This is a genomic window from Acidianus ambivalens (assembly GCF_009729015.1).
GTDB lineage: Archaea > Thermoproteota > Thermoprotei_A > Sulfolobales > Sulfolobaceae > Acidianus > Acidianus ambivalens.
Genome location: NZ_CP045482.1, coordinates 709,901 through 729,738, shown reverse-complemented (window position 1 = coordinate 729,738; position 19,838 = coordinate 709,901). Strand labels below are relative to the sequence as shown.

The window sequence follows — 19,838 nt, the reverse complement described above, 5'->3', positions numbered from 1 at the left end:
CTCACTTTTTACCTCTTCTTTTTTATCTATTATATGAGCATAATATAACTCGTAAAATCTCTCCTAAAAATGTTAGGCAATAACTTAAGTATTTAACTTATCTTCGTTATTATTAAGGGAAGATTTTACGTACAGCTACTACGTGACCGCAACTGTAAAGTACAGTATTAACGAATGGTTGAATTAAACTTTTTCCTTTGTTACAAATTGGGCATAAGTCCCACTTGAAACTTACTTCATTATAAAGTAATGTTATTAAAGTATTGTCAACTACCTCGTATTCATTGTTTTTCTTATTTATGAAGCCTATTTCAGTTAGTTTATTTAGAATTATTTCTGCAGAATTTACACTAATTTTTAGAAATTCAGCCAACTTTGAAGGAATTATCTTACCACCTTCCCTTACAATAATTTTTGATGCCTCCAAATATCTACCGTCGTCCTTAATTTTCTTTAAGTGAGTTATCTCTTCCTCAACTTCTTTACCTAATTGTATGTAAGCGTCTCTGGAAGCATCTTCTATTGCCTTTTCTGGGTTCTCCTTATTGTAGTAGTTTACCAAAAATTTACCATAATATGTTAACAGCCCCGGAATACCCATACCTATAGTTACTCCGGAAGTTACAGCCAGTTCATCGTTAATATTATGTTCTCTAAAGCCGTCTTCAAGCATTTTCTTTGAAGCTTCCACGCTTATAGGCATTAAGTATATTTTATCTATCCTCCTGCCGTGCATTGGTTTATCATACTCAGTAGAGAATAACTTTTCTGTTGACGAAATAACTGAGCCCGTTATGAACACTTTCAAATTGTGGTAAACGTCGTAAATTTCCTTGAGTATTTCAATGAACGTCTGCTGTTCTTCATATTTCCAGTCCAATATTTTCTGGAATTCGTCAATAACTACTAAGCCTAACTTTACTTTTTCATCATATAAGCAAGAAGACAAGGATTCCAGGATTCTAGATATAGAAGATGCGTAAGGATCTTGATATCCTTTTTGTTCACCAATGCCTATGACAGAAGGTATGCTTAAGTTATATCCTTTAAAAGTCTCGTACTTCTCCTTAAAACAATTTATAACGTTCTTAACTTTTTTCTCAACCTTAGTATTTTGTATTAATCTCCAAGTGTGATTAGATAATATCCTATTATAAAGCTTAGAATTAAAATCCTCCAAGGACTTTACAGCATCCATTTCTATATAAAGAGGAAAATAAGCGTCATTAATGTTATATTCTTCCTTATACTTATTGTGAGTAAATATTTTCAGGAGAGAGAGCAACAAGCTAGTTTTTCCAGTTCTCCTCATTCCTCCTATTAAAGCTATGTGAAAATCCTCAGTATTAACTAAGGAAATTAACCTTTTGATCTCATCTTCCCTTCCGTAAAGGTATTCTGGAAATGGCCTTGCATCTGTTGTAAATATGTCCATAAAATCTTCCCTAAAAATATTAGGTAATAACTTAAGTATTTAACTTATCTCCTTCTTTCCTAAGGGGAGATTTTAGAGCTTGAATATGCAATTTGTTCCATCAATTTTACATAGCAAGTGCAGAAACTTCTCGTAAAAATCTTTTAATCAATACGGACGTAAATACTCTATAAATACTTTTTAATTCTCTATTCTTGAAACTGGTTTCCTTAATTAGTATTTTTAACTTAAAACAATAATAACTTTTTTAATCTTTAATATTCTCTTCCTTCATTTTAATACTTTTAGTTTTACTCCGAACAATTAAAAAAGTGTAAAATAGTCAACGTAAAGTAATGAGTTTTTATCAATTATATAAGCAATTCTTATATACAATTTATAAATAGAGACGTTCATGTCTAGGCAAAATGAAACTTCGCAAGGGGTAAAATTAAAAAGAGAACTACGTTTGATAGACTTATATTTTGCAGGTTTGACTGCAGTAATAGGTTCAGGGTGGATATTTGGAAGCCTTGTAACTGCATCAGTGGCAGGACCTGCAGCAATACTCAGTTGGCTATTCGGAGGAATCTTTATCCTAATAATTGCTTTAGTTTGGGCTGAAGTAGGCACATCAATACCGGTAGCTGGAGGAGCAGTTAGGTATGCAAAATACTCTCACGGAGGCTTAGCAGCATCAATAATTAGTTGGAGTGTAATATTAACTTATATTGCAGTCCCTGCTGCTGAGGCAGTTGCAGTAGTTGAAGTTTTGCAGGGAGTCTTAAGTTTATACGGAATAACTTCGGTAACTTTATGCTCTTCAGGCTTCCCAACAGCTGAAGGGCTTGGAGTAGCGTTAGCATTGTCTGCCCTCTTCTTTTTCATTAATTACATTGGAATATCCGCACTGAGAGCAAGCAACTTTGCAATAACTTCTTGGAAATTGATCATTCCTTCTCTCACTGTTATCGCTATACTTATAGTAGGAGTTCCAAGATTTGCTTCAAACTTCACTACTCCATCATTCGCACCTTACGGATTCTTACCAGTTTTCTCCGCAATTCCTGCAACTGGAGTAGCTTTCGCATATTTAGGTTTTAGGCAACCAATAGAAATGGCCGCAGAAGCTAAAATGCCGGGAAGAGACATTTGGAGGGCTATATTAGCAGTAGTGGGAACTTCGATAGTGCTTTACACAATGTTACAAGTAGTGTTCATAGGAGGTTTTGCATGGAATTCTTCAGCTTTCGGAACTACTGGAGTCTCTCCGGGAGATTGGTCGGCATTAACTACGTCACCAATTTATTCCTTCCCATTCTTCTATGAAGTTTCAGGCCTAGGTTTAGGAGTTTTAGCAATCTTGTTGGCAATTGATGGTGTAGTTAGTCCAAGCGGTACTTTAAGCCAATATATGGCCTCAACTGCAAGAGTTTTATACGGAACTTCTAAAGAAGGTTTTCTCTCTGATAAGTTCTTCGAAGTTCACGGTAAATACAGAGTTCCAGTTTGGGGTTTAATTGCAACTATGATAGTAACAATAGTGCTGTTAGTAATGGCTTTTGCCGGCACTTTGGTTTCTTCCGTTGGAGGTGCTTGGACTGCATTAGTTTCAATAATAACTACTACTGGAGTGTTCTCCTATATTATAGGTTCAGTATTCCTTCCAGTTAGTAGGAAATACGCACCAGACTTACCTAGGCCTTTCAAATTACCAGCGTATCAAGCTTTCTCCCTTGCGGCTTTCGTAATCTCTGCATTATTAGTTTACTGGGGTGCAGGAGCTTTAATAGCACCGCCTTCTGATCCATACGGAGGTTACATTTTAATAGCTGTAATGCTAGCAGGAGCACTAACGTACTTGACATACAAAGATAAAAAGCCATGCGACCTTAAAGCAGGACTTTGGGTAGTTGCTTTCCTAATTTTCACTGGAGTATTAATGGCTCTTGGCTGTTACGGCTTTGGTATAATTCCTAGCTCACCATTGCCCTTAGCCTGGATATTTGATATAGCAGCAGCAGTAGTATTTTACTGCTGGGCAATTAACTCTGCAGTACCAGAATGCCACGTAAAGGTTAATATTGACAAAGGAATAGAAGCAAGTAAAAACGAGAGCGAATAAAGGGGAAAGATTTTTTATTTATTTATTTTTCCTTAAACTTTTTTATGTTTTCATCCATTCAAGCATTTTCTTAAAATGAAGTCACTATTAGTGTTAATTCCCTATAGATCTCTACTTTTTTGATAGCATAACCGACTTTCTTCATTCTTGAGAATCTAATACGGCAAATGTTAATCAATGTTGATATTCATTCTGATTCGTACATGCAGATTACGAATTGTCTCAGAAAATCTTCCCTACCAAAAATTATATCGGTCTAACTTTCTCTGGAAAGGAGTCAAATAATAATATTGAAGCATTTATATTCAGCTTAAGGTTATCTAATTGTGGGAATATAAAGTAGAATGAATACTGGTGAAAGGTAATATAGTCATTTACAAAAAGTGGGGGTTAAGGGGCGGAAAGCCTCGCCAGATGGATAGCTCCCTTATAAAAAAGTTTAATCTTTCTTTTTTCAAAGATCTTTTAGTGACGCTATCGACGCTCCTTGCTGAATGGGACTGAGGGGGAGCAACCAGTATCTCTTAAGGGACTAGAGCTCAGCAATGATCTCTCTGGGGCTCTCTGGCTACCCCGACTGCTAAATGAGACCAGAATCGATGGTGGGAACTATGAACCGCTCACAGAGGAACCCTCGCCTCTGTGAGGCGGGGAGGAGTCAGGATTATATATGATGCTTTGTTTGCATTTAAAATATCAGTACGTCTGATTAGATTTATTCGTGTTAACACATTTAGTTTTACATAAAATGTTAAAACTTCACTGGCTTTACTTCCTGAATTTTTAGGTAAAAGAACGAAGCAATAGCCCTTAAGGACGCTACTATTAACATCATTATTTTTATAGCTAATACTATTCCTAAAAATTCCAATTCTTCAACTCCAATAGCCCCTATGCTTGAGCCTATTAAATCTCCAAGTCCGCTAACAGCGTTATATAAACCAATCCCCTTCCTAACGTCCTTAGAATTATCGTAAATGTAAGATAAGTAAGCCGTTGAATTAACTGAAGAAGTAAAACCGGCAACTACGTTAGCTAAGTAAATCTCATAGACAGAAGTAGACAAAGCATAAGCTAAAGGAAAAACTGATAAGGCCAACCTGCCTAAGAACATCATCAGCTTTCTATTTTTATCAACAAGCTCTCCTATCTTCCTCTGCAACAAAAGGGTAGAAAAATTGGCAATAAGATTAATTATTGCAATATTCTCAAAGTTCATGTTAAACAAGTAAACTTGCGCAAGGGGAAATAGAGGCCAAGCCATTGACCAAACTACGTCAAATAAGAAAGTTATAATCAAGAACTTACTTAATTCCTTATTTAAAGAAAGACCCTTTAAAGGCTCCTTTGAATAGTCAACGTCGAACTTAAGTGAAATTAATGAACTTAGAAGGAAAAGCGAACCACTAAAGAAGAAGAAATACCTCACCTCGCTGAAGTCCTTGTTTACTACAAAACCAGTGAGAAGGGTAGCTATCATTCCGCCAATGACGGAGTAAAAAGAGTACTGAGCTAGGATTTTTCCTCTAGAAGTATTGCTTACCCTTTCCATAATTAAATACCAGCCGTAAGCTGAAATGCCCAGGGAAGCCTCCAAGAGGACGTAAACTACTACGAAAAGTACTCCGAAGGGAATAAAAGATAAGGAAATCCAAAGTAGTCCTGCAAGGAGAGTGCCGTAAAAGGTTATTATTTTCCCTCTGAGATTGAAGAAGCCCATTACGAACTGTATAAACGAAGGTAACGCGGAGCCTGCAGAAGAAACTATTGCTAAGTTCTCTCCAGAAATCCCCGAAGCTGCAGAAACGAAAGAGATGAAAGGTTGAGAAAGGTTTAATGCAAAATTCCTTATCATAATATAAGTCCTTAAAGGTTTCATCACATAATGCGAGACCATAAGAATTTAAGTTTATCTTATACTCGTAAATTATACTGCTATATAATTTTCATTTGCCACGCTCATTTTAGGGGAACTTCCAAAACGGATTTAACTTATCTTACAGTTTTAATTTTTCCACCCAATCCTTGAACTTGTCGGAAAACCTTTTCTGCCGTCATCAACAGTTTCCGATAAATCGTAAAATTTATACTATTTGATATTATTCAACATTCTTATATCTCTTCATTAAAATTTTTGCAGTTAACATGTGAAGAGAGCCCTAAACCAGAGGAGATATGTGAGGGGTTCGATGAGCATAGGGGAATGAGGACAATAGGTTGAATCATTCAATGAAAGTCCGACCCCCTCTTAGGCCATGTAATTAAATACGCATTATTTCTTTACGTTATATTTAAATTCCCTCTCAATAATTTTCTCTTCGGAGAGCTTTTGGTTCAAAAGTTCTTCCTGATCTAAAATAATTCCCTTAATTTCCTCTGTTTCCACAACGGAAGTTTATAAGGTTGTCAAATGAAAATTGACAGCTCAACTATTAGCTGTCAAACGCAAATTTACACTAAAAATTGAATTTTCCTACCTTTTGTAAATAAACTTCAGTTTACTTTCCAGTTTATCACACAAATCTACCTTATCATGAAGGCATTTCCTATAAGATGATGCAATATAATCTGCAACCTCTATTCCTTCTCTTTCACTTGCACGTAAATTTAGTTTTACTGCGTTCCCGTTAGGTATCCCTATCTTTACCGCCTCAGCTAGAGGATTACAATCCTTACTTACCCAGTTTTTCAGCCCCTTAATATAAATAGTAATTATAGAATTATTAATAGGTAACACTCTCACGACTTCCACTATGTAATATTCCGCATATTCCTCGCAAGACTTAGGTTGATTGTTAAATATTATTACTCCTGCATTAACAGAGCTATTTAAGATCTCCTCCATGAACATATCCTTTATCTTTTGCGGATCATCTTTAAAATGAAAATTGTATTTCGATTTTCCAATTTTATTTAAGGCATTCAATTTCAGCCTTCTAACTTCGCTTATCTTTTTGACCCATACTATAGCTAATACGAAAAACCTCATATCGTAAGATTCGTCAACAAAAACGTGATACTCATTCATTAAATAATAACACTTGGAAAAAATTTAAAAGCCTTTCATCCCCCTCGGGCCAACCCCGACGGGTCAAGGCTTTACCTACTTTCATCCCCCTCGGGCCAACCCCGACGGGTCAAGTAGGCTTTTCATCGGGAAACCCTCAATTAATTATTATCCTAAGGATAAAAAAGGTTATTGGATTGTGGATATTTTCTTCACGAATTTGCACTTCTGCAAAAGCATTATCTTATTTATAGTTGGCGGTATTACTAACTCGTCAACTCCTATTATTGAGTCCACGTAGTTTAATGCCTCTTGGTCAATGTTAAGCGTAAGCTTCTTTATATTCCTAAATGAGATTGGCTTACCTACTTGCAATATCTCCTCTTTCGTAACGCTTAACTCCTCTACGTCAGAAATAACTACAACGTCCTTCTTTGCGTCTTCAAATCCCTGCACAAAGGATTTTCCTGTTTCTTTAACTCCTTGTACAACTTGTGTTACAGCATTAGTAGCTTTACTTGTTAATCCTAGAAAAGAGGATAGAGCTTGATTAACAATCTCTCCTACTGTTCTCCCGGTTTCTCTTGCAGTCATTACTGCCCTTTCATAAAGGCTTTTATCCACTCCTCTTATAGTTACAGTTTTCTTGTTTTTCTCATCTTCATTGTTTGACATGTTTAACAATATGTAAAACAAAGTTATAAGTTTTACTCAATAAGACAAGGAGTAGAAGAGTTATAATAAGACTAAATAATAAAAATTATTAAGGAATATTATACATTTACTATCTTATATATTAATTGGACTTAAAATACTTACAAAACTTAAGTTGAACTACAAGGTGCAATAAAAATTATAAGTTACCATAACTTGTCACTATAGCAAGGTCTGAAATGGTATTTAAGCAAAAGGTTATTGAATGCGGAGAATAAGAAATTGGGACAATACTTAGTTTTGCAATACACCACTGTCCATGAGTATAATAAAGTATTTCAGTTATATTAATTTTACAAATGGAAGTCTCTCCTACACCTATTGGCACTTTCCCTGAACCTTTCGAAGGACAGAAAGTTAAAATAATTTTATAACAGTTGTTAGTAGCATCATCACATAGCTCTAGTCCCTTAAGAGATGCTCCTCCTCAGTCCTATTCAGCAAGGAGCGTCAATAAAAGAGACTAAGAAAAAGAGATAATTAAGTATTCGTCATCCCCCTGGAAGAGGCTTTCAAAATTTTGTAAAAGTCGATTAAGAAGTAAAGGCAGTTTGATTAGGATAAACTATAGCAAATACTGTATCATTATAAGCCTCTATTTGCAGACTTAAAGGATATTTCCAAACTTGAGTTGGTAATGTCAAATTATAAATTAAAGGCAAAGGTAATTTTTTACCATTATATGAGATGCAGGAGGTAATATTATACCATATACCGTTATTTTCATAGTAAACACCAGATAAATAATAACTTGAGCAACCTCTGTAGATTACAAGCTCAGGCTTTGATGGAGATGCGTTAAAGTAGATTATTATACCATTTCCATTTATTTTATCCTCTATTACTGTACAATAATTATAAGTTTTGACAGAAGGTACATCATAATTATTTAGAAGAAAGAAGAGAGGGATTATAACAATTACTATTAGTATTATTGCAATAATAAAGCCTATATATTCAGATTGGGCCTTCATAGATGACACCAGTACTCAGTTATACCATAACATACTTTAATGGTAGTTGGACTACAGATGTAAATATACCGAGGTATATAAGGCTCCTCGTTATAATAATATATATGCGGTCCAGTAGAATTAATAATACATATCTCAACTGCCCCAGTTGAACATCCGCCGTAAAATATTCCAGTTGGTATCATACAATATTTACCACCCTTTATCCAATAACAGTTACCATAACAATACGAAGTGCCATTAAGTATAAGATAGACGTTTTGATTGCAGTTGTATTTGTATAAATAAATCTTATAGCAGTTATAATTATTGTAATAACATACATATAATGTGGTACATTTACAATTAGGAGGAGCGAATAATATTACGGAATACTGCTTGTATTCTTTATTATTATATGTTATATGATTATAACAATAATGATATCTAACGCCTTGAGAACAATCTTGAGTATCAGTAAAACATGTAGTGACAACAGTAACGTTAAAATATCCGGCATAAATACAAATTTCGCCATTATTCACTATTTTATACTTTTGACCGTCTATACCAATACAAACCGGACAACTAACTCCAGTAATTACCTTTAGATGAATCTTACACAATATTGTAGTATAATTAGCAATTAATATTAAAGGACAGCCTACTAGAGTAACCTCTATTCCTTGAGTGGAAGTAGAATTTACGCTTCCTTTTCCTAAGATTATCCAATTATGAAATACTCCTGTAATAATTTGTCCTTTAGAATTCTGATAATATACATACTTAGGTACTTTAGCTTCAAAAGTCCCAGTCTGATTCGGAAAAGCAACTGGAGTAGTAAAGTTCTCAAATTTTCCATAAATATTTGTAGTAACATTTGTGGAAACGGAGATAGCTCCAGAAGATTCGTATATTTGAGTTAATATTTCCACCCCTGCTTTCTTACTAACGGAGGAATAAGGTCCTATTATGCATCCTGAGTTGAGGAAGAATATGTTTCCAACGCTAGTAATTATAATAATAGGTCTTCCAGATGCGCATGGAGGAATCTGAATAGCCTCATCCTTACTAAGTATTATAGGATATTTTAATGAAGTAATGTTATACCAAATTCCATTACTACCTAAGTATAATATATCAACTATCGTTACATTGGAAGGTGGTACAAACGTTCCGTTAGAATATTCTACATAAATGTAACTCCCATTATAGTAAAATGATGGATGTCCAGATCTAACTTGATTAACTTGAAGATTTCTTAAGTAAGCATAATTTTGAATTACTGGTTTCTCTTCCGTATTGGCTTGTTGAATGTTACTAAGTAAAATAAAGAACGGAACTGCAAGTGAAATGAGTATAATTAATATGAACATAACAGATATTGCATTTGATAAACCTTTATTTACAACTTTTTTATTATACATCATTTTCCCACCTCCTAACATCTTGCTCCATAACACCACTCCTCAAATATTATTAATTTAATTGGAGAGCACACTATAATACAGCTAGGACAATAGGTACAGGATACACTAGAAGACGTATAACTTGCGTGGTGATTATAGCTCTGTAGTGCTTTATAACATCTACACACACCACAAACTAGAAGCTTAAATTTACCTTGTATACAATAAATGTAAAACGTTTCTCTATGTAACTTTGTTCCCGCTTTAAAATAAAGCTTTTCAGGGACAAAATTCTTTGTAGGACCCAATACTATATTATGTCCGGTAGTTGAAACGTTAACGCAGTATAATTGGGCTGCTATATCTCCACAAACCGGAGTACTATTGCTTATAAGTTTAACATTACTTGGGAAGTAGAAATCATTTTTAGTGCATACTAGATAGTAAGTGTAGGATTTATTAAAGCAGCCGTATACTATTCCACTACCATTAACGAATATTTCGTACTTGCATATAACTTTTATGCTCGGAGTACTACTTTCTAGTCCTTTCAATTTATAACAATTTATTTGTCCACCTTTCATCTCGGTAATGTATCCTCCAGTATAACAGAAAGTAACATTGTAATACGCAGGAAATTCAACTATATGATAACCGTAAGTCAAATTCAACGTTATTCCAGAACAACCAATTATGTACTCTTTATCATCTATTATCACGGGAATAGAGTGGTTGCATGGAGTTATAAGGGCATTATTACAAGATATACCTACGTAACCTAGAGGGATTCCTTTTGGTTTTATTGTCACTTGATATGTTTGAGTATATGCCTTATATATTATAGTTAAAACTGTGGGCCCAGTTATTGTTACTTGTGTAGTAGGTTCATCGGGCGTAGAAATAGAACCTTGGCCTACAATGGTCCAGTTTTGAAATACTGCTGTAAGGCCGTAAGAACTTATGAAAATAATGGATGAGTTATCGTCAGATATTGTATAAGTTCCTGGATTCAAGTAGAATATTTTTGGAGTTAGAGTGCAGCATACTCCTTGTAATGTGACCTTTATAACTAGGTGGAATTCCCTTAAAAGCATCCTCAGATATTGAGGCAGAAATTACTTTAGATAAGGAAATTAAGTACTCTTGATTAGCAACTTGTGGAGAATAAACAGAAGTATAAGCAAAGTAAATTCCAAATACTGACAAAGATGCTACAATAGTAGCAATTAACAAGATAGAGCCGGTAACAGAATTCTGCATAAGAATTTTAGTCAAAATTTATATATAAGTTTTTCCAACCATATTCCATAGATATGGCTGATTCGGTTATTGATAATTTTATATTACTTATAGCAGTTGTTGTTATAGGCTTAGTTATCTTAGGTTTTACTTTCTCTTATTTTGCACCCCGCGAGGCATTCAGCATTGCTGAACAGTCCGCAAGCTCATTATCCTCGTCCTCTACTATTTCCACAGGGCCCCTATTGATTTCTGGCTCTGAGGGAAGTGTAGTTATTGAACTTTATAATCCTTCTTATAATGGTAATTATTCCATATTCGTATTTCCTATAAGCTCAACTTATGAGCAGGATGTAGGAATTATTACTCCTTCATCTACTTCCTCTTTCACAGTATATATGCCGAACGGAGAGTTGGCTAAGCAAATTAATATAGACTCTCAAATTTATTGTGTGAATGGAAAAATTCTCTATGATTCGCCAATTACCGCTTATTCTGTTCCATCTAACACTCCAGTTACTATACAGGTTGGAGGAATAAGTTCTTCATCTTGTATCGTTGTAATTTGGATTCTTTATTGTTCCAGCGGATATTGGTTCAGAATAGACTATACTTTTACGGGGGTGCCTAGCACATGAAAGGCATATCAACTGTAGTATTCCTCATTATGCTCTTAATAATTATAATGAGTGTATTAGTACCAGCTTTTATAATATTTAATTCCCAGCCAGTTTATTTCGATCAAGGTAGTGTGCAAAAAATACTTTATAATCAACTACAATGTTACCAAAAGCAACAAGTATATAGGGGAGAACCTAACATTTATTATAACGCTTCACCTAGCGATCCTAGCTTAGATTTCTTATTTACTACAACATCTAGTCGATTTAATATTACTCAAATTTATTACTTTAATGGTAACACATGGTGCCCATTACTTAATAATTCAATTGTAATCGCAGGTGATACTAATATACCATTACCATTACCTAGTAAAGTATCTTCTTCCCCCATATTAATTTTGACCGGAGAGGCAAACTTCTTCTTCTTAAATCCCAATACTTCAATTAACACTGTAACAATATCTGGTCCAGCAGGAAAAATACCAGTTTACGTTACCGCCTTTGCACTAAATGGAACAAAGACCATACCACTTAGTCTAAATGTTTTAATGTAAGCTATTTAATTTGGATAAAATCCATAACTCCTAAGATTACTTTAGTACCTTTTGTTACATACCCGCAGAAAAACATTTGCCTTTATATACCTAATTCTCAACAAAACGCAGTAATACTTTCGTCTGGCAAAAATTGTTATTCACAAATTAAGAGCTTTATTATAAATTGTGATATATACTTACCACAGCAGTGTAAACTTTTAGGCAAAGCTTCAGTATATGCTTTCAACATTACTTCTAACGAAACTTATGAACTTTTAGCAAAAGTAAAACCTGGTCAGATCGTAGTAATTTGGATACTTTATTATTATCAAGGGAAGTGGTATAGGTTAGACTTCACATATGTAAACCCTTCTGGAGAAGGCTTAGGAGTTTACATATTAACTTCCAGCGGTAGTTATATTGGCTGTAGTAAATCCACTAACGTTAAAGCTCCTCATGTCGTAATAAGTCAAACTGATTTTCAAATGGGATTATGGTTTAAGGAAATTTTTACTTCCACACAAAAGTCAATTCTTCTAAACGATACATTAGTGCCTACTGGTACTACAGGAAAAGAGTTTTCAATAATATTTTATGAGTGTAGTAGTAAACTCTGTGTATGCATAGTCTGTAATAAAGGTACATACACACGCGAATTAATTGGTGAAATAAAAGAGGGATGTTGCTATTTCCTAGATTTTGTAAGTGGTGCACAATCAGCTAATTCTATGCAATTATGTATTACGCTATATAATACTAAAGGAATTATAGCTAGTGATACAATACTAGTACCTAGTGAAGAAAACGGATACACATTAATTGCAAAATTCGGTTGCAAAAATTTAGTAAACGGTATAAGTCAATCATTCTTTGAAGTTTTGAAAAGTAAATCATCAAGTTTAACCGGATTTGACGAAATAGAGAAGACTGTATATAATAACGGTTTTCTCTACAATGATACATCGTGTATATGTAAGGTAATTAAGAATTGCGATAGTTTATATGCAGTAGGTTACTGGTACTTTGTATGCAGTTCATCGTTTACTCCTCCATATATAAACGGAATTTTATGGTACTATAGTAATGGTAGTCTTTGCGAGACGTGCTTCCCTGAAGAAGGTCAAAACACATACATTTTAAGTTAGAAATTATTTTAATATAAATTTATGATATATTATTGAAATAAGAAGGGCAAAATAATTAATAAAAGATAATTGTATGAAATAATAATAACAAGAGTAAGATACTTAAGTATATCCCAAGTTTACAAAGAGGGGGCGGAAAGCCTCGCCAGATGGATAGCCCTGTGTTTAAATCTTTTAGTGATGCTAACGACGCTCCTTACTGAATAGGACTGAGGGGGGAGCAACCAGTATCTCTTAAGGGACTAGAGCTTGGCTATGATCTCTCTGGGACTCTCTGACTACCCTGACTTCTAAATGAGACCCGAATCGATGGTGAGAGCAATGAGGAGTCGGATTTACCCCTATATTCAGAATAAAACGAAAATAAGGGTTATTCTTCAATTTTTTCTATTAAATCCTCAAGCTGTAGTTGATAAGCTTTCATTTTTAGCTCACCGTTATAAAGGAGGAGTAAGGAAAGCGCGTCACTTCCTGTCTTTAAATCGTTTCCTGCAAGGCAAGTAACTCTCCTTATGTCCTTATTGATCACTATTACAAGGCACTCCAAGTTTTTCCCAGAGATTTTTATCATCCCCGCCTCTAACTTTGGCACAATTTCCTTGAATTTCGCAATAACCTCGTTTGCCTCCCCTTCTTCGCTCGCAATCTCTATTTTATTAACCTCAATCTCCTCCGAAGGTTTAAAGTAGAACTTGAAGAAAGGAATAAAGTGACCTTCAACTATGTGAAATGCTAGGTCGAACTCGCTCCTTCCGAATATCCTAGCCAACATCGAGGTCTTATACTTTGCATTAACCGAAATTGATAATCTTGTCTTATTATCGTCAATAGGCGTGAGGAAGAAAGAGACTTCCCACTCAAACTTTCCGTCAAATGTCCCTCCTTTATATTTTACCTCCCCCGGAAAAATTTCCGGCCCTACCATGTAACCTAGAGAAACGTTATAGTTTTCAGGTGTGCCGAAAACGTAAGCCACTTGAAAGTCGTCTTCAGGGGAGTTTAAGAATTCCGGGGTTACGTAATCTCCTTTTTGTTTATCCTTAACTCTCAGAATTCCTACGTGCCCAACTATTCCAGAGATGAAGAAAGGATTTGTTAATACTCCTAGTAATGATGACCTGCCTGCGTTTATGACTATTTCGTTTCTATACATGGACTACATTACAAGCGGTGACATTTAAAGTTATGTTAGAAACTTTTTAATAGAAAAATTTAAGTTTGTAATCAAGGCCACTATACCGTAAGAAATACGGCTTGCTTTTTATCGTATTATGTTATATTTCATTTAAATATAGACCATCAAAGGTTTTTATGGTGATGAAAGTCCGTCCCCTCTGAATTCGTGAAGAACTCGCGAAGGACTGACTTAAATAATGATTTCATGTATCGCCTTAAGGTTTTAAGTGCTAGGCTATAGCATTGCTAGTTTTCTTTACTATAATTTCATTTGATCGCGGGAAAAGCTAAGTTTATTTATGTATGGTATGAAACTAACCTATGAGAAGGCTTGATCTTGAAGATGTAATAAAAGGAAAAGGAAATTACGTAGACGATATTCCGTTCTCAGGTTATTACGGAGTATTCGTAAGGAGTCAATATCCTCACGCTATCTTAAGGAAAGTTGATGTGGAAGGCGCAAGGAGGAAAGGTGCATTAGTATTAACTGCCGAGGATCTATTATCATTACCTAACCTTAAAGGGAAGGAAGAGCAAGAAGGAAGCTCATCGATTTCGTCCCTATTAGCTTTTAAAAAGGTAAGATACGTGGGTGAACCCATAGCTTTGGTAATAGCAAAAGACCCTTATGAGGCAACAGACCTAGCTGAGGAAGTTTCCGTAGATTACGAACCATTACCTCCTGTGAGTAATGTAGATGAAGCGCTTAAAAACGACGTTCTAGTATTTGATGAAGTAGGAACTAATGAGGTTTATAAGAAAACTTTTGAGTACGGAGAAATGCCTAAAGACGACGAAGAACTAGAAGTCTCTCTATATTGGAGTAGGTCTTCTGGAAATCCTATAGAAACCTTCGGAGTAATTTCAATTCCTCAAGGTGATGAAGTTACAATAATATCAAACGTTCAAGCACCTCAATTTCAGAGTAATGAAATCTCCAAGTACTTTAAGGTAAAAGTAGTCCCGACAAGGCACGGAGGAAGTTTTGGCTCCAAGTTCTCCGTAACTAGATATGCTATAGTCCTAGGACTTGCCTCCCTTAAATTCAACATCCCTATTAAGTGGATAGAAACTAGAAGTGAGCACTTAATGGCCTCTAACAGCTCCGGTCCGGAAAGGAAGTTCAGAATAAAGGCTTACTTTAAGAGAGATGGGACAGTCACCGGCCTTGACTTTAAGATCTGGGAAGATATAGGAGCTTCACTCTATAATGGGCAAGCTTTTAAACCTACAGGAATTCTAGCAGGGCCATATAAAGTGAAGAACATAAGGTACGACGTTAGTTTGGTTGCTACTAATAAGAACCCTCCGGGAGCGTTTAGAGGAGCAGGAACTCCTCCTCATACTTGGGCTTTAGAAAGGGTAATGGATTTCATTGCAGATGAGCTTAAAATGGAAAGACACGAGGTGAGGAGGAAGAATTTAATAGATTCCTTCCCTTATGACGCTCCTTATGCTCATTACGATTCCGGTAATCCTAGAAATTTACTTGATCTTGCGCTATCTAGAAAGGACTTGTGGAGTTTGAGGGAAAAAGGTTACGGAGTAGGTTTAGCTTGTTCTACTGATCCGAGCACACCCTCTGGACAGGAGGGAGTAAAACTATCAATAAAGAAGGGTAAAGTAATACTCGGTATAGGCTATGGACCTGAAGGTCAAGGTAATGAACACGTTGGAAAGTTGTTAGTCTCTAGGCTTTTAGGAATTCCTCCAGAGGCTGTTGAGGTAGAGCTACTCAGCAGTAACGAATCTCCTTCGAGCTTCGGTCCTGGAGGAAGCAGGATGGCCGTATTTTTAGCTGGGGCAATCAAAGGTGCAGTCGAAGAGTTGGTTAGTAAGCTGAAGAGAAAATATAATGCAGAATATAAGGACGGCTTTCTGATAAGAGGCGAGGAGAAAATTCCTATAACTTCCTTACAGGAAGAAGTTTCTTACGTCTATTCTCAACAAGGGAAGACAAGGTTTATTGCCTATCCTTTCGCTTGTGACGTTGCTGTAGTTAAGGTTGATGAGGAGACGGGGTTAATTAAGCCAGTGAAGTTGGTAGTTTACCTAGATCCAGGCACACCTCTAGACGAGGAAGTAGTTAAGGAGCAAGTAATTGGAGGTTCCGCAATTGGTGTTTCTGTCGCTCTTTACGAAAGTTACGTTTACGAGAACGGACAGTTGTTGACTTTAAGCCTCTCTGACTATGGATTGCCTACTGCTGACCAAATGCCGGAGTTCGAGGTAAATCTAGTTCCTACTCCGTCTCCTTATACTCCTTTCGGTGAAAAAGGGATAGGAGAGATCCCTGTAGGAGTTGCTGCAGCAGCAGTTACAAGCGCAGTTGAGGACGCAATAAAGAGGAAAATAACTAAAGTTCCGATAAGAGAGGAGTATCGTGAACGATATTTATTCAAAATAAATTATTTTTCTCACTAAATTATTTCTATGTTTACTCCTAAATCCCTAATATCTTGGAAATCTTTATCTTTTGTTAATAATACTTCGTTATTTGCCTTAACAATTGAGGCTATCAATATGTCTGAATCGCTCTTAATTTTACCTAGGCTCCTTAAGGTTTTATATATGTTTGAAGCAATCTTCACTGCATCTAATGTTAAGGGATAAATTATAATTTGATTCAAAAAATTCTTCTAATAGGTTATTGACGTATTTACCTCTCATAATTTCATAAACGTTTATCACAGTAGTTGAAATGTTGTTAAAATTATTTCTTATAAAATTAAGCAAATTCTTATCCCCTTTCATTATTGAAATTATTATATTGGAATCAAGTACTACCATATTCCCTCACTTTGAAACTCTTCCTAAATTCTTCTACATCTTTCTCCAGTTCTTTAGCCTCTTCTTCGCTAAGTATTCCAAATATCAAATCTAAAGCTTCTACTCTCCCCTTTCTACTATTATTATAATATTCAATTAATTCATTTATAACTTGACTGAATGATTTACTACCTTTAAGTTTAGATAACTTCTCATAAACGTCGTCAGAAATAGTTATAACTTTTGGCATATGTATGCATATATGCATATATTATATATAAAAGTATTTCTGAGCTTCCAACAATTTAGAGCCAAGAGAATTCCGCTAAATATTCCTAGATTTTTATGGATTCTCTCATTTTTTCTCTGACATTTTATTCACAAGCATTGAATATTGTTTCATTACTTCTTTACCTTTTTCAGTTATTTCTATGAAAGTTCTAGGACCTACGGCTGTAAACTTTTTGATCATCCTTATGTATCCACCTTCCTCCAGCACTTGTAGGTGAGTGTAAAGAGAGCTTTTTGTAATATTAAGGATTTTTAATAATTGGGAGAAATTTATTGATTCTAAACCATATAAAGCCAGGAGAATTCCTAACCTAACTGAGTTGTTTAATGCCGGATCGCTAAGTATGTCCATTAACTTCTTTAAATCATCACTCACCTTCAATTACCTCCATGAAAGATGCATAAGCAGCATAAATCCAGGATAAAGTGAATGGAATCCACATTATCTCTAGGAGCTGTATTTTTAACGTAACGCAAATACCTATGCTTATAATTTCTGCCATGAAAGTTATCATGGCTAACAAGTCATAATAGTGGAAATCATAGAATGACTTTTTGAAGTCGTAATAAGCAAAAAAGGAATAAACAATTCCAAAAATTGCAGAGCCTGCTAACGTTAAGTAAGGATAGTTAAAATCTGAGCCAACGATTACCATTGCCGCTGGGATCGACCATAATGCGAAGTATGCAATTACGTAATATTTGCCTTTTCCACGTCTTTTAATCCCATTAACTCTTTCGACTGTTTTTGAAAAATCTGAAAAAATTTTAAAATTGTAATATAAATATCCAGAAAGGGCTATCGGGTAATTCAGGAAGGGATATCTAGTGTTAATAAGGAATAATGCAAAGAGAACTAATGGAAAAGTAGACCAAAGTAGGTAATATTTAGCAATTGTTAACCTAAATTCTCCCTTAATTATTTTTTCTGCAATCTCTTTAGATTCCTTTATTAAGTCTTTTTCCATCCTCATTCCTCCACTAAATTATACAGCCTCTCTAAATTGCCTATTGCGTTCATCTTATATCCTTTATCTCCTCTAACCAACAACACTTTCCTCCCGTTAATTTCTAAGGTAAGCAAAGCTGAAGGATCTTCTCCCATAACTACTGAGGAAGATAATAAGTCGCTAACAGTTATTGGCCCAAATACTTTTCCTTCAAGTATAATGAAAGCCTTATAATCGCTGAACTGCTTTGCAATATCAACTTCGTGAGTTACTATTATTCCCTCCTTACCGTATTCTTTTAACCAATTTACTACAATTTTCCTCTTTGCAACATCTACGTTCTCGAATGGTTTATCAATTAGAATTACCTTAGGATCTGTAGCCAAGGCAATGAGAGTCCTAACTATAACTCCCTGCCCTGCCGAAAGTTGGTAAATCTTCTTGTTAGTTTTTATTCCTAACTTCTCAAGCTCTACTTTTACGTTAATCTTTAATCCTTTTAACTCATCGTAAATCTCTATTACGTCGTCTATTGGCAGCCCTATAGAAAAAGCTTGAGGTAAATTAGTTGCAACTGCGTTATAGTTCTTGACGTTCCTAACTTCCATTCCATCAATCCTTATGCTTCCCTTGTACGGAATTATTCCTGCAATGGCACTAAGTAACGTTGATTTGCCGGAACCATTAGGGCCTAGAAGTAGCACTTTTTCGCCATCTACCTTCATGTTTACTCCTTTTATTACTTCCTTATCGTAATATACGTGAACGTCGCTAAGTTCTATCATGCTATCCTCGCCTCCTCAAGACTTCTGTAATATAACCTCCTGAAGATTAACATTGACGCGAGCGAAAGGATTATAGACCAACCTGTCAGTGAGATTATTGCGTATTCCACGTTAAGGGTAGGCCCTTTAAAGTCGTTAAAGTTCAGCGGAATGCTCTTTGTAAAGAAACTCTTCATTCCTAAAACTTGTATTGAAAGGAATGGGCTGTAATAAACTAAGTTACCCAGGTTTATGTTCATATAAGAAAAACCGAAGAGGTAAGCCAAGACTATGGGAATGAATGAGATGGCATTGCTCAGCCTCCTTGAAGTAACTATTGTAAGCTCCTCTAAAAGTAAGGATAAAGGTAAATAAAATACTCCGGAAAGTATTGCATCGAGGAAAAATAAGCCCCAGTTCTTGGGAGCTATCGTTTCTTCAAAATGATAGGAAAAGAGCGAAACTACTCCCAATCCCATTATTATACTTACAACTGTAGTTGTTACTAGCATTGTGAAGTAAAGGGAAAATAGATAATATTTAGGAGTTAATTTTGAAAACCTTGTGAAATATGATAAACCACCGGATTGATAATATATCATCATTGCTATGGAAGTTGCAAATGATGAAGTTGCTAACAACGCTATTATGCCGTACCAACTTGCGGTGTAGTAAACTGCTAATGAGTTAGAAATACTCGCTGACTCGATGAAAGCCCCCATT

The 19,838-nt window shown here is 35.3% G+C and carries 21 protein-coding genes; 5 read left to right on the top strand and 16 right to left on the bottom strand.

Annotated elements, in window-relative coordinates:
* Window positions 1–112: 112 nt before the first annotated feature.
* Window positions 113–1,435 (bottom strand): AAA family ATPase, encoded by a 1,323-nt coding sequence (locus tag D1866_RS04380; RefSeq protein ID WP_152942565.1) that lies wholly within the window; start codon window positions 1,433–1,435, stop codon window positions 113–115.
* A 394-nt stretch (window positions 1,436–1,829) separates the two neighbouring features.
* Between D1866_RS04380 and D1866_RS04375 the strand changes: the two genes are divergently transcribed.
* Window positions 1,830–3,539: an APC family permease gene (locus D1866_RS04375; protein ID WP_152942567.1), complete on the top strand. Its 1,710-nt coding sequence runs from the start codon at window positions 1,830–1,832 to the stop codon at window positions 3,537–3,539.
* 751 nt (window positions 3,540–4,290) lie between these two features.
* Here D1866_RS04375 and D1866_RS04370 read toward each other — a convergent pair.
* The 8 genes from D1866_RS04370 to D1866_RS04335 form a co-directional block, all read right to left on the bottom strand.
* Window positions 4,291–5,418 carry an MFS transporter gene (locus D1866_RS04370; protein WP_170254140.1) on the bottom strand — a complete coding sequence of 376 codons (1,128 nt, stop codon included), beginning with the start codon at window positions 5,416–5,418 and terminating at the stop codon, window positions 4,291–4,293.
* A gap of 594 nt (window positions 5,419–6,012) precedes the next feature.
* On the bottom strand, window positions 6,013–6,567 hold the full coding sequence (locus D1866_RS04365; RefSeq protein WP_152942570.1) for a hypothetical protein: 555 nt from the start codon (window positions 6,565–6,567) through the stop codon (window positions 6,013–6,015).
* Window positions 6,568–6,735: 168 nt separating this feature from the next.
* Window positions 6,736–7,221 carry a ribbon-helix-helix domain-containing protein gene (locus tag D1866_RS04360; RefSeq protein WP_152942573.1) on the bottom strand — a complete coding sequence of 162 codons (486 nt, stop codon included), beginning with the start codon at window positions 7,219–7,221 and terminating at the stop codon, window positions 6,736–6,738.
* Window positions 7,222–7,399: 178 nt separating this feature from the next.
* Entirely contained in the window at window positions 7,400–7,588 is a 189-nt protein-coding gene (locus D1866_RS04355; protein ID WP_152942575.1) for a hypothetical protein, read from the bottom strand.
* A 205-nt stretch (window positions 7,589–7,793) separates the two neighbouring features.
* Window positions 7,794–8,234 carry a hypothetical protein gene (locus D1866_RS04350; protein WP_152942577.1) on the bottom strand — a complete coding sequence of 147 codons (441 nt, stop codon included), beginning with the start codon at window positions 8,232–8,234 and terminating at the stop codon, window positions 7,794–7,796.
* The gene (locus D1866_RS04345; protein ID WP_152943022.1) at window positions 8,231–9,640 is read right to left on the bottom strand and encodes a hypothetical protein; all 1,410 of its coding nucleotides are present in this window, start codon (window positions 9,638–9,640) and stop codon (window positions 8,231–8,233) included. The genes D1866_RS04350 and D1866_RS04345 overlap by 4 nt, the downstream gene beginning before the upstream one ends.
* A 14-nt stretch (window positions 9,641–9,654) precedes the next feature.
* Window positions 9,655–10,635, bottom strand: a complete 981-nt coding sequence (locus D1866_RS04340) for a hypothetical protein (protein WP_152942579.1) — start codon at window positions 10,633–10,635, stop codon at window positions 9,655–9,657.
* Window positions 10,607–10,882 (bottom strand): hypothetical protein, encoded by a 276-nt coding sequence (locus D1866_RS04335; RefSeq protein ID WP_152942582.1) that lies wholly within the window; start codon window positions 10,880–10,882, stop codon window positions 10,607–10,609. Before D1866_RS04335 ends, D1866_RS04340 begins: the two co-directional genes overlap by 29 nt.
* Before the next feature lie 53 nt (window positions 10,883–10,935).
* Between D1866_RS04335 and D1866_RS04330 the strand changes: the two genes are divergently transcribed.
* From D1866_RS04330 to D1866_RS04320, 3 genes are all read left to right on the top strand, one after another.
* Entirely contained in the window at window positions 10,936–11,499 is a 564-nt protein-coding gene (locus tag D1866_RS04330; RefSeq protein WP_152942584.1) for a hypothetical protein, read from the top strand.
* Entirely contained in the window at window positions 11,496–12,038 is a 543-nt protein-coding gene (locus D1866_RS04325) for a hypothetical protein (RefSeq protein WP_152942586.1), read from the top strand. The genes D1866_RS04330 and D1866_RS04325 overlap by 4 nt, the downstream gene beginning before the upstream one ends.
* A 467-nt stretch (window positions 12,039–12,505) precedes the next feature.
* The gene (locus tag D1866_RS04320) at window positions 12,506–13,165 is read left to right on the top strand and encodes a hypothetical protein (protein WP_152942588.1); all 660 of its coding nucleotides are present in this window, start codon (window positions 12,506–12,508) and stop codon (window positions 13,163–13,165) included.
* A 370-nt stretch (window positions 13,166–13,535) separates the two neighbouring features.
* Here the strand turns inward: D1866_RS04320 and D1866_RS04315 are convergent, their stop codons facing one another.
* The gene (locus D1866_RS04315; RefSeq protein WP_152942590.1) at window positions 13,536–14,318 is read right to left on the bottom strand and encodes a hypothetical protein; all 783 of its coding nucleotides are present in this window, start codon (window positions 14,316–14,318) and stop codon (window positions 13,536–13,538) included.
* A 344-nt stretch (window positions 14,319–14,662) separates the two neighbouring features.
* On the opposite strand from D1866_RS04315, the gene D1866_RS04310 reads away from it, so the two are divergent.
* Window positions 14,663–16,765 (top strand): xanthine dehydrogenase family protein molybdopterin-binding subunit, encoded by a 2,103-nt coding sequence (locus tag D1866_RS04310; RefSeq protein WP_152942592.1) that lies wholly within the window; start codon window positions 14,663–14,665, stop codon window positions 16,763–16,765.
* On the opposite strand, the gene D1866_RS13375 is transcribed toward D1866_RS04310, so the two are convergent.
* From D1866_RS13375 to D1866_RS04280, 6 genes are all read right to left on the bottom strand, one after another.
* Window positions 16,762–16,971, bottom strand: coding sequence for a PIN domain-containing protein (locus tag D1866_RS13375; RefSeq protein ID WP_231136407.1), 210 nt, complete (start codon window positions 16,969–16,971; stop codon window positions 16,762–16,764). The genes D1866_RS04310 and D1866_RS13375 overlap by 4 nt on opposite strands.
* Window positions 16,972–17,117: 146 nt before the next feature.
* A complete protein-coding gene (locus D1866_RS04300; protein ID WP_152942594.1) occupies window positions 17,118–17,360 on the bottom strand; it encodes an antitoxin VapB family protein in 243 nt (80 codons plus the stop codon).
* A 105-nt stretch (window positions 17,361–17,465) separates the two neighbouring features.
* Window positions 17,466–17,777, bottom strand: a complete 312-nt coding sequence (locus tag D1866_RS04295) for a transcriptional regulator (protein ID WP_155861055.1) — start codon at window positions 17,775–17,777, stop codon at window positions 17,466–17,468.
* Window positions 17,770–18,369, bottom strand: coding sequence for a hypothetical protein (locus D1866_RS04290; protein WP_152942596.1), 600 nt, complete (start codon window positions 18,367–18,369; stop codon window positions 17,770–17,772). The genes D1866_RS04295 and D1866_RS04290 overlap by 8 nt, the downstream gene beginning before the upstream one ends.
* A 2-nt stretch (window positions 18,370–18,371) precedes the next feature.
* Window positions 18,372–19,136: an ATP-binding cassette domain-containing protein gene (locus D1866_RS04285; protein ID WP_152942598.1), complete on the bottom strand. Its 765-nt coding sequence runs from the start codon at window positions 19,134–19,136 to the stop codon at window positions 18,372–18,374.
* Window positions 19,133–19,837, bottom strand: coding sequence for a hypothetical protein (locus D1866_RS04280; protein ID WP_152942601.1), 705 nt, complete (start codon window positions 19,835–19,837; stop codon window positions 19,133–19,135). Before D1866_RS04280 ends, D1866_RS04285 begins: the two co-directional genes overlap by 4 nt.
* Window position 19,838 lies beyond the last annotated feature (1 nt).

Bases quoted from the DNA above. Each gene is read 5' to 3' on its own strand.
- D1866_RS04380 (WP_152942565.1), bottom strand. From the start codon at position 1,435: ATGGACATATTTACAACAGATGCAAGGCCATTTCCAGAATACCTTTAC.
- D1866_RS04375 (WP_152942567.1), top strand. From the start codon at position 1,830: ATGTCTAGGCAAAATGAAACTTCGCAAGGGGTAAAATTAAAAAGAGAA.
- D1866_RS04370 (WP_170254140.1), bottom strand. From the start codon at position 5,418: ATGAAACCTTTAAGGACTTATATTATGATAAGGAATTTTGCATTAAAC.
- D1866_RS04365 (WP_152942570.1), bottom strand. From the start codon at position 6,567: ATGAATGAGTATCACGTTTTTGTTGACGAATCTTACGATATGAGGTTT.
- D1866_RS04360 (WP_152942573.1), bottom strand. From the start codon at position 7,221: ATGTCAAACAATGAAGATGAGAAAAACAAGAAAACTGTAACTATAAGA.
- D1866_RS04350 (WP_152942577.1), bottom strand. From the start codon at position 8,234: ATGAAGGCCCAATCTGAATATATAGGCTTTATTATTGCAATAATACTA.
- D1866_RS04345 (WP_152943022.1), bottom strand. From the start codon at position 9,640: ATGTATAATAAAAAAGTTGTAAATAAAGGTTTATCAAATGCAATATCT.
- D1866_RS04335 (WP_152942582.1), bottom strand. From the start codon at position 10,882: ATGCAGAATTCTGTTACCGGCTCTATCTTGTTAATTGCTACTATTGTA.
- D1866_RS04330 (WP_152942584.1), top strand. From the start codon at position 10,936: ATGGCTGATTCGGTTATTGATAATTTTATATTACTTATAGCAGTTGTT.
- D1866_RS04325 (WP_152942586.1), top strand. From the start codon at position 11,496: ATGAAAGGCATATCAACTGTAGTATTCCTCATTATGCTCTTAATAATT.
- D1866_RS04320 (WP_152942588.1), top strand. From the start codon at position 12,506: ATGGGATTATGGTTTAAGGAAATTTTTACTTCCACACAAAAGTCAATT.
- D1866_RS04315 (WP_152942590.1), bottom strand. From the start codon at position 14,318: ATGTATAGAAACGAAATAGTCATAAACGCAGGCAGGTCATCATTACTA.
- D1866_RS04310 (WP_152942592.1), top strand. From the start codon at position 14,663: ATGAGAAGGCTTGATCTTGAAGATGTAATAAAAGGAAAAGGAAATTAC.
- D1866_RS04300 (WP_152942594.1), bottom strand. From the start codon at position 17,360: ATGCCAAAAGTTATAACTATTTCTGACGACGTTTATGAGAAGTTATCT.
- D1866_RS04290 (WP_152942596.1), bottom strand. From the start codon at position 18,369: ATGGAAAAAGACTTAATAAAGGAATCTAAAGAGATTGCAGAAAAAATA.
- D1866_RS04285 (WP_152942598.1), bottom strand. From the start codon at position 19,136: ATGATAGAACTTAGCGACGTTCACGTATATTACGATAAGGAAGTAATA.
- D1866_RS04280 (WP_152942601.1), bottom strand. From the start codon at position 19,837: ATGGGGGCTTTCATCGAGTCAGCGAGTATTTCTAACTCATTAGCAGTT.